The following is a 9,196-nucleotide window of genomic DNA, read 5'->3' on the forward strand; positions in this document are numbered from 1 at the left end:
GCTCCCGCTGGAGTGCGAAGCGCTCCCCAGATTTTGGGGCCGCTGCGCAGCCCAGCGGGAGCAAGCTCCCTCGCCACAACTAGCCGTCTCCTACAGAGGTGCGTCATGTCTAAAAAGTCGTTGTTCGCCTACCTCGGCACCTTGCTCGCCTTTCTGGTCCTCGACGGCCTCTGGCTCGGCGTCCTCATGGGCCCGACCTACAAGTCACTGCTGGGCCCGCTGATGCTTGATCAGCCACGGTTATTGCCCGCAACACTCTTCTATCTCCTGTATGTCCTCGGTTGCGTCGTACTCGTCGTCCTGCCCAGCGCCAGTTGGCAGCGTGCGTCGCGTCTGGGCGCCTTGTTGGGCCTGGTGGCCTATGGCACCTATGACCTCAGCAACTGGGCCACGCTGCACGGCTGGTCTGCCGGGTTGGCGGTGATGGACATGGCCTGGGGCACCTGCCTGACAGCAGTTTGCTGCACGGTGGGGTACCTGTGTGCAGATCGGGGGCGTGACTGATTGTGTACAGGTTTTTTGTGCACCGTTGCTGAGCAAAGTCCGCGTAGCCCATCCATCGTTAATCGCTTTGGAGCGCCATTCTGAAAGGATTGTGTGCCATTGGCACGCATTCTGCTGACTGCTTCGTATACAAACTATGCCGCCTCCCGTATGCACACCGCTACGGCAGTGCAGGCCGGTATGACGAGGAGCCCAGCGATGACCGAACAATTGCCCAACGGCTACAGCCCGCGCCTGTACAACCAGGACCTGGGCCCACTGCCGCAAAAGTGGACCTGGTACAACATCTTCGCCTTCTGGATGAGCGATGTGCACAGCGTTGGCGGCTACGTGTTTGCCGCCAGCCTGTTCGCGCTGGGCCTGGCCAGTTGGCAGGTGTTGATCGCCTTGCTTGCCGGTATCTGCATCGTGCAGTTGATCGCCAACCTGGTGGCCAAGCCGAGCCAGCAGGCCGCCGTGCCGTATCCGGTGATTTGCCGGCTGGCGTTCGGGGTGTTCGGCGCGAATATTCCCGCCGTGATTCGCGGCCTGATCGCCGTGGCCTGGTATGGGATTCAGACCTACCTGGCCTCCAGCGCACTGATCATCGTGGTGCTGCGTTTTTTCCCACAGATGGCGGTGTACGCAGAGCCGCATTTCGCTGGCCTGTCCTACCTCGGCTGGTTCGGCTTCCTCAGCCTATGGGTGCTACAAGCAGCTGTGTTCTGGGCGGGCATGGAGTCCATCCGGCGTTTCATCGATTGGGCAGGGCCGGTGGTGTATGCGGTGATGTTTGCCCTGGCCGGTTGGATTGTGTGGAAAGCCGGCTGGGCGAATATCAGCTTTACCCTGTCGGAAAAATCCCTGTCTGGCTGGCAGGCGTTCGGCCAGGTGATTGTTGCGACGGCGCTGGTGGTGTCTTACTTCTCGGGCCCGACGCTGAACTTCGGCGATTTCAGCCGCTATTGCCGCAGCATGCACGACGTGCGGCGTGGCAATTTCTGGGGGCTGCCGGTGAATTTCCTGGCGTTCTCGCTGGTCACCGTTGTGATTGTGTCGGGCACCTTGCCGGTATTTGGGGAGATGCTCCATGACCCGATTGCCACGGTGTCGCGCATCGACAACAACATGGCCGTGCTGCTCGGTGCCTTCGCCTTTGTGACCGCCACCATCGGCATCAATATCGTCGCCAACTTTGTGTCCCCGGCGTTTGATTTCGCCAACGTCGCCCCCAGCAAGATCAGCTGGCGTGCCGGCGGCATGATCGCCGCCGTGGCGTCGATCTTCATCACCCCGTGGAACCTGTTCAACAACCCGCTGATGATCCACTACACCCTGGACATCCTCGCCGCATTCATCGGGCCGTTGTTCGGCATCCTGCTGGTGGATTTCTACCTGATCAAAAAGCAGAAGATCGACGTGGACGCGTTGTTCGACGACAGCCCCAGCGGGCGCTATTACTTCGACGGCGGCGTGAACTGGACGGCGGTCAAGGCGCTGGTGCCGGCCACGTTGGTGGGCGTCGCGATCACCTTTACCCCGGCGTTGCAGGGCATGGCCAACTTCGCCTGGTTTACCGGGTGCTTCCTGGGTGGGCTGTTTTTCCTGGTGCTGGCACGCCGGGAACAGCTGCGCATGCCTGTGCCCTTGGTTGCTGGCTAAGCAACACACCTGCCACGAGCAGGCCGCATCCGGCGATCACCAACGCCGGATGCAGGCCGCCACTCAGATGACTGCTCACCGAGGCCAGCAACGGCCCGCTCAACTGGCCGATGGCAAAGCTGGCGGTGAGCAACCCGGTGCTGCGCTGGTAGCCATGAGGTGCAATGTCCCGCAGGCGCGTCATCACCAACTGCATGCACGCCAGGAACGGCGCGCCACACAGCAGCACACCCAGCGCCAGGCCCCAGGCATTGCCCAGCAGGCAGGCGAACACACCGGCGGCCTGCAGCCACAACGTTGCCATCAGCCAGCGCCGCGTGGTGTCCGGGTCCTTGCGGCGCAGGCTGGCGATGGCTACGCCCAGCGCCGCTGCCAAGCCAAAGCACGGCCAGAACAGATCGGCCTGCCAGGCGCCTTTGAATTGCGCGTTGGCCATCTGCGACAGAAAGGTCGCGGGGATGATGTAGCCCAAGCCAAATAAAAAGTAGATCCAGCCCAGGTGCGCGATGCTCTGATTGCTGCCCGCAAGGGCGGTGGCCGTAGTGGCCGGTGCCGGCTGGGGCAGGAAGGGCAGGACGACCAGCAGCATCACCAGCGCCACCGTCCCATATATCAACCATAGGGTGGCCGAGTCTTGCCCGAGCAGGTTAGAGCCCAGTGCCAGCAATCCCGTGAGCAGGATCCCCAGCCCCGGCCCGGCAAATACCAGGGCGCCCAGGCGCGGACGCCCGGCGGCAAGCGCCAGCGGCTGGCTCAGGCTGGTGATCATCACCAACGCCCAGGCACTCGCGACGCCCGTCCCAAAGCGCAACAGCAGATGGGGCCAGAACCCATGGGCCCAGTACGACGCCAAGGTCAGCAGCACGCACAACCACAGCCCACCGTAGAGCCGGCCGCGCACGTGGTGATGGCTGCGGGCGAAGATCGAATCCACCGCCCCGACCAAATATCCCAGGTAATTGGCGGCGGCGATCAGGCCGGCACCGGTCAGGTCGATCTGCCCTTCGCCGAGCAAATGCGGCATTTGCGGGGTGAGGGCAAAGCGGCCAATGCCCATGGCCATCATCAGGGCGATAAAGCTGGCGAGTAGACGAATCAGGGGTGACATGGCGGTTTTCCTGCGGGTCAACGAATGACTCGCAGGCTAAAGCGGATTGACTTTCTGTAAAATTGAATAATAGTGAGTAACTTGTTCAGTTTTGGAGAAAGGTATGGAGTTCAGTCAATTGCGCATTTTCCAGGCCGTGGCGGAAGAGGGCTCCATCACCCGTGCGGCCGAGCGCCTGCATCGCGTGCCATCGAACCTGTCGACCCGGCTCAAGCAGATGGAGGAACAACTCGGCGTCGAGCTCTTCGTACGCGAACGCCAGCGCTTGCAGCTTTCTCCGGCGGGCAAAGTGTTGCTGGACTACAGCAGCCGTCTGCTGGCGTTGCACGACGAAGCCCATGGTGCAGTGCAGGGCGGGCAACCGGCCGGCGACTTTGTGCTGGGCAGCATGTACAGCACGGCGGCGGTTCATTTACCGAAGCTGCTGGCGAGCTATCACAAGGCTTACCCGATGGTGAATCTCCAGGTGCAATCGGCGCCCAGCGGCGAGTTGCTCGAAGGCCTGATTACCGGTCGCCTGGATGCGGCGTTTGTGGACGGCCCCATCACTATCGCCTCCCTGGACGGCGTGCCGTTGTGTGAAGAGCGCCTGGTATTGATCTGTGAGGCTGATCACCCGCCAGTGCGTGGGCCACAAGACGTTGCGGGGCGCTCGGTGTTCACCTTCCGACGCAGCTGTGCCTATCGCACACGGCTGGAGACGTGGTTTTCCCACGAGCATGTCGCCATGGGTCGGGCGATCGAGATCGAGTCCTATCAAGGCATGCTGGCCTGCGTGATTGCGGGTTCCGGAGTGGCGCTGATGTCCGAATCCATGCTCGACAGCCTGCCAGGCAAGGACAGCGTGTCCGTTCATCCGCTGACAGGGCATTTTGCCACTGCGACCACCTGGCTGATGTGGCGAAAGGGTATGCTCGGCGCTAACCTCAATGCATGGATCGACTTGCAGCAAGCGGGCAGGGTCGAAGTCCTGCAAGACGCACGGGCGATTGCTTGAACGATCCGTCAGGATTCAGATCAATTCAGTAATAGTTCGTTGTGGTTTCGTCCATGCAATACGTAGGACTTAGGGCTACTATCACTGTAGGAAAAGGCGACAGAACTTGCGCCTGCCAGCATTACCCTCAAAGGGGGCAACCATGAAAGAGAAAATTCAAACCTGGCTCCATGACCTCGGTGTTGCACTGGGCTTGATCGAGCCGCCACTGCAGCCGGTGCCGATCCGTACCGATGATGAGCAGCGTCGGCCACGTCGCCGGTAATCTCGGGTCACAGCGCGATCAAACATGCGGGAGCAGGCTTGCCCGCGATAGCGGTGAACCAGCGACATCTTCGTCGGCTGACACTCTGCAATCGCGGGCAAGCCCGCTCCCACAGTTGTTTTTCTGCCAGGCAAAAAAACGGGCACGACCTCCGACGTCGTGCCCGCTGAAGAAACCGCTCTAAATCCTGTTATGCCTCAAACCGCGTTAGCCGCCACCGCCTCAGGCTTGCGCGATAACACGCTCACCAGCACAAAACTCACCAACCCGACTGCCAGGCTGTAGTAGATCGGCGTGTTCGCATCCAAGCCATCCTTGAACATGAACACCAGCGCCGTGACAAACCCCAGCGTCATCGAGGTGATTGCCCCGGAGGTGGTCGCGCGCTTCCAGAAGATCGCGCCGATCAACGGGATCAACATGCCGCCCACCAACAGGTTGTAGGCCAGGGTCAGCGCGCTGATCACGTCGTTCACCACCAAAGCGATGCCCAGGACGGCGATGCCGGTCAGCATCGTGAACAGGCGGTTGATCGCCAGGCTCGACTGTTTGCCGCCGCGCAGGCGTGGCAGGAGGTCTTCGGTCAGTACGGTGGAGGCCGCGAGCAAACCGGCGCTGGCGGTGGACATCATCGCGGCCAGTGCCGCTGCAATGACCAGGCCACGGATGCCGTCTGGCAGCGAGACTTTGACGATCGCGGCAAACGCGTTGTTGACGTTGTCCAGGTCCGGGATCAGCACATGGGCCGCCATGCCGATCAACGCACAGGCCAGGCCGTAGAGGATGCAGTAGAACCCGGCGAACGTGCCGGCGTACTTGGCGACCTTTTCGTCACGGGCGGTGAACACCCGTTGCCAGATGTCCTGGCCGATCAGGATGCCGAAGAAGTAGATCATGAAGTAGGTGATGATCGTGTCCCAGCCGATGGCGGTGAAGCTGAAACTCGACGCCGGTAGCTTGGCCACCAGCTCATCCCAGCCGCCGACGCGGTACAGGCAGATCGGCAGCAGGATAAACATCAGGCCGACGGTCTTGATCACGAATTGCACGATGTCGGTGAGGGTCAGCGACCACATGCCGCCGATGGTCGAGTACACGACCACCACGCCACCGCCGAGCAGCACCGAGATCCAGAACGGCAGGCCAAACAACACTTGCAGCACGGTGCCGATGGCGAGGATCGAGGTCACGCCGATCATCAGCGCGTAGGCCAGCATGATCACCGCGCTGGCCTGGCGGGCCATGGGGTTGTAGCGTTTTTCCAGGACCTGGGTGACGGTGAAGATCTTCAGCTTCAACAGCGGCTTGGCCAGGAACAGGTTCAGCGCAATGATCCCCATGCCCAGCGCGGCGCACAGCCAGAAGCCCGAGATGCCATGCACATAACCCAGGCGCACCGTGCCGACGGTGGACGCCCCACCCAGCACCGTGGCGGCCATGGTGCCCATGTACAGGGTCGGGCCGAGGTTGCGGCCGGCCACCAGGTAATCTTCGTGGGTCTTGGCGCGGCGCATGCCGTAATAGCCGAGCACGAGCATGCCGGCGGCGTAGATGAGTACGACGAATAAATCCAAAGCCATGATGGCGGTTCTCCGATTTTATTTTTAGGTAGGGGAGTGGGCGGTGGTGAGTGAACGTCCTGTGGCGAGGGCGCTTGCTCCCGCTGGCCCATACACCGCAGCCGGCTCGGGAAAAACGCGCAGCAAGGTCAGATACACCACCGATGCCAATCCCAACGTCACCGGCAAGCTGATATCAATGCCATCCGCCAAATTGCCCAGCGGCCCGACAAACTAACTGCCCCGGCAAGTTGACGAAGCACAGCCCCACCAACGCACTCGGAATCCACGCCCCCAGCCCGCGCCAGTTCCAGCCATGGCTGAACCAGTAGCGGCCACCGGTCTCACCGCGGGTGAACACCTGCAAGTCATCCGGGCAGTAGAAGCCGCGGCGCACGATCAGGCCGATGATCATCATCACCATCCACGGCGTGGTGCAGGTGATGATCAGCACGGCGAAGGTCGACACGCTCTGCACCAGGTTGGCAGCGAAACGTCCGATAAAGATGAAGGCAATCGACATCACCCCGATCAGCAGCGTGGCCTTGACCCGCGACAGCAGGCGCGGGAACACGCTGGACATGTCCAGCCCCGTGCCATACAGCGACGTGGTGCCGGTGGACATGCCGCCAATCACCGCGATCAGGCACACCGGCAGGAAGAACCAGCTCGGCGCCACCGCCAGCAAACCGCCGACGTAGTTGTTGGCCGCGATGTAGTCCGGTGCCTTGATCGCCACGATGGTCGCGGTGGCCAGGCCGAACAGGAAAGGGATCAAGGTGGCGATCTGCGCCAGCACCACGGCCAGCATGATGCGTATTTTCGGCGTCTCACGTGGGATGTAGCGCGACCAGTCACCGAGGAACGCACCGAAGGAAATCGGGTTGCTCATGGCCACCAGCGCCGCACCGATAAATGCCGCCCAGAAGCCGCTCTGGCCCAGGGCGACCGTGCCGGCGAAATGGCTGTCGAACGCCGGCGCAAAGGCGAAGATGCCCAGCAAAAACAGCAGGCTCGCCGCCCACACCGCGATGCGGTTGACCCACAGCATGAAGCGAAAGCCGTAGATGCACACGGTCAGCACCAGGATCGCAAACACGCCGTAGGCCAGGCCCAGGGTCAGGTCGGTTTCCGGCAGGCCGATCAGCCGTTTCGCACCGCCCACCAGCGCATCGCCTGAACTCCACACCGACAGTGAGAAGAAGGCAATCGCCGTCAGCAACGACAGAAACGAGCCGACAATCCGCCCGTGCACGCCGAAGTGCGCACCGGAGGACACCGCGTTATTGGTGCCGTTGATCGGCCCGAACAGGCCCATGGGCGCGAGGATCAGTGCGCCCACCAGCACGCCCAGCACAATCGCCCAGACCCCGGCCTGGAACGACAGGCCGAACAGCACGGGAAACGAACCCAGCACGGCGGTGGCAAAGGTGTTGGCACCGCCGAAGATCAGGCGGAACAGATCCTTGGGGCCGGCGGTACGTTCGTGGTCCGGGATCTGTTCGACCCCGTTGGTTTCTATCTGGCGAATACTTTTATCGTTGTTTTTATTATTCATGATCAGCTCCGATCACATTGGCTAAGGGGGCGGCAGCCCTTCCGGCATAGCGGACAAATGTTCGTGACAGGCCAGCCACAGGCCTTCTTTTTGTTCTGTGCGAGTCCCTTGCCGTTTGAAGACAATGGTCTCGCGTTCCTGGCTAAAGAATTGCTCCCCTTGCATGCGCAGCTCGGTGGCCACGTCATGCATAAAAATCGCCACGTCACCTTGCAGGCTGACAAAGGCGTTGCTCGACGTGCACGACAGCACCTCGAACCCCTCGTCCCGGCGCCAGCTGTCCCACACTGCCTGGTAGGCATCGCGACTGAGCAGCGGCTGGGGCAGGGTGTAGAACACAAAGCTGGCATCGGCCGTGAACGCGCCGAAGTAGGCGGCGCGGTCATTGCGGGCGAAGGCCGCCACCAGGTCGGCAGCGGCTTGCAGCACCTCGCGGGCGCTCATCAGCGGTGCGCCACGCCAGGCAGTACGCAGAGCATCTCGTACAGCAGGTTGGCGCCGAGCAGCGAGGTGTTGCCGGTGGTGTCGTAAGGCGGTGAAACTTCTACCAAATCGCAACCAACCAGGTCGAGGCCCTGGCAGCCGCGAATGATCTCGATGGCCTGGATGGTGGTCAGCCCGCCGATTTCCGGGGTGCCGGTGCCGGGTGCCCAGGCGGGGTCGATGCCGTCGATGTCAAAGCTCAGGTACACCGGGCCGCCGCCGACTTTTTCCCGCACTTCGGCCATCAGTGGCGCGAGGGAGTGGTGCCAGCACTCTTCAGCCTGGACCACGCGAAAGCCCTGCTTGCGGCTCCAGTTGAAGTCTTCGGCGGTATAGCCCTGGGCGCGCAGTCCGATCTGCACGACGCGGTCGCAATCGAGCAGGCCTTCTTCCACGGCGCGGCGGAAGGTGGTGCCGTGGGCGATTTTCTCGCCGAACATATGGTCGTTCACATCGGCGTGGGCATCGATGTGCACCAGGCCGACCTTGCCGTGTTTCTTGTGGATCGCCCGCAGGATCGGCAGGGTGATGGTGTGGTCGCCGCCCAGGGTCATCGGGATCACATCGTGTTCGAGGATCTCGTCGTAGGCTTCTTCGATGATGCGCACGGCGTCGAGCAGGTTGAAGGTGTTGATCGCCACGTCGCCGATGTCGGCCACCGACAGCGAGTCGAACGGTGCGGCGCCGGTGGCCATGTTGTACGGGCGGATCATCACCGATTCGGCGCGGATTTCACGCGGCCCGAAGCGGGTGCCGGCGCGCAGCGAGGTGCCGATGTCCAGGGGCACGCCGATAAAGGCAGCGTCCAGGCCCTTGGCGGTTTGCAGGTGGGGGAGTCGCATCATGGTGGCGATGCCGGCAAAGCGCGGCATTTCGTTGCCGCCCAGTGGTTGGTGGAAAATCTTGTCCACGGGAGTGCCTCATCGTTGTTTTGTTTATTAGAGGCCGATTCTGCGAAATACCCCGCGATGGAAGAATCGGCAGGGGCAAATACTTAGTTCAGATTTTTCTAAACTAACGCCTGAGGTAAACTCCGTTCAAATGTGGGAGCTGGCTTGCCTGCGATAGCGGTGGGTCAGCC

At 61.9% G+C, this 9,196-nt stretch carries 8 protein-coding genes and 1 pseudogene; 4 read left to right on the forward strand and 5 right to left on the reverse strand.

Features of this window, described 5'->3' with window-relative positions:
- Nucleotides 1-105 precede the first annotated feature (105 nt).
- Together B348_RS0119560 and B348_RS0119565 are read left to right on the forward strand one after the other, a co-directional pair.
- Entirely contained in the window at nucleotides 106-504 is a 399-nt protein-coding gene (locus tag B348_RS0119560) for a DUF2177 family protein (protein ID WP_017737768.1), read from the forward strand.
- A gap of 198 nt (nucleotides 505-702) precedes the next feature.
- Complete coding sequence (locus B348_RS0119565) at nucleotides 703-2,145, forward strand: NCS1 family nucleobase:cation symporter-1 (protein ID WP_017737769.1); 1,443 nt, start codon at nucleotides 703-705, stop codon at nucleotides 2,143-2,145.
- Here the strand turns inward: B348_RS0119565 and B348_RS0119570 are convergent.
- Entirely contained in the window at nucleotides 2,057-3,253 is a 1,197-nt protein-coding gene (locus B348_RS0119570) for a YbfB/YjiJ family MFS transporter (RefSeq protein WP_017737770.1), read from the reverse strand. The two genes, B348_RS0119565 and B348_RS0119570, sit on opposite strands and share 89 nt — an antisense overlap.
- A 103-nt stretch (nucleotides 3,254-3,356) precedes the next feature.
- Between B348_RS0119570 and B348_RS0119575 the strand changes: the two genes are divergently transcribed.
- Nucleotides 3,357-4,250, forward strand: a complete 894-nt coding sequence (locus B348_RS0119575) for a LysR family transcriptional regulator (RefSeq protein ID WP_017737771.1) — start codon at nucleotides 3,357-3,359, stop codon at nucleotides 4,248-4,250.
- Nucleotides 4,251-4,392: 142 nt separating this feature from the next.
- A complete protein-coding gene (locus tag B348_RS1000000131995) occupies nucleotides 4,393-4,515 on the forward strand; it encodes a PA1414 family protein (RefSeq protein ID WP_017737772.1) in 123 nt (40 codons plus the stop codon).
- Between the two features lie 197 nt (nucleotides 4,516-4,712).
- Here B348_RS1000000131995 and B348_RS0119585 read toward each other — a convergent pair whose 3' ends face one another.
- The 4 genes and pseudogenes from B348_RS0119585 to speB all read right to left on the reverse strand — a co-directional run bounded on the left by B348_RS0119585 (nucleotide 4,713) and on the right by speB (nucleotide 9,026).
- On the reverse strand, nucleotides 4,713-6,095 hold the full coding sequence (locus tag B348_RS0119585; RefSeq protein ID WP_017737773.1) for a sodium:solute symporter: 1,383 nt from the start codon (nucleotides 6,093-6,095) through the stop codon (nucleotides 4,713-4,715).
- Between the two features lie 24 nt (nucleotides 6,096-6,119).
- Nucleotides 6,120-7,632, reverse strand: a pseudogene (locus tag B348_RS01000000130140) (cytosine permease).
- A gap of 21 nt (nucleotides 7,633-7,653) precedes the next feature.
- Nucleotides 7,654-8,076, reverse strand: a complete 423-nt coding sequence (locus B348_RS0119595) for a nuclear transport factor 2 family protein (RefSeq protein ID WP_017737774.1) — start codon at nucleotides 8,074-8,076, stop codon at nucleotides 7,654-7,656.
- Nucleotides 8,076-9,026, reverse strand: a complete 951-nt coding sequence (speB, locus tag B348_RS0119600) for an agmatinase (RefSeq protein WP_017134866.1) — start codon at nucleotides 9,024-9,026, stop codon at nucleotides 8,076-8,078. Before speB ends, B348_RS0119595 begins: the two co-directional genes overlap by 1 nt.
- Between the last annotated feature and the right edge of the window lie 170 nt (nucleotides 9,027-9,196).

The sequence above is a fragment of the Pseudomonas sp. CBZ-4 genome (assembly GCF_000346755.1).
In the GTDB taxonomy this organism is placed as follows: Bacteria; Pseudomonadota; Gammaproteobacteria; order Pseudomonadales; family Pseudomonadaceae; genus Aquipseudomonas.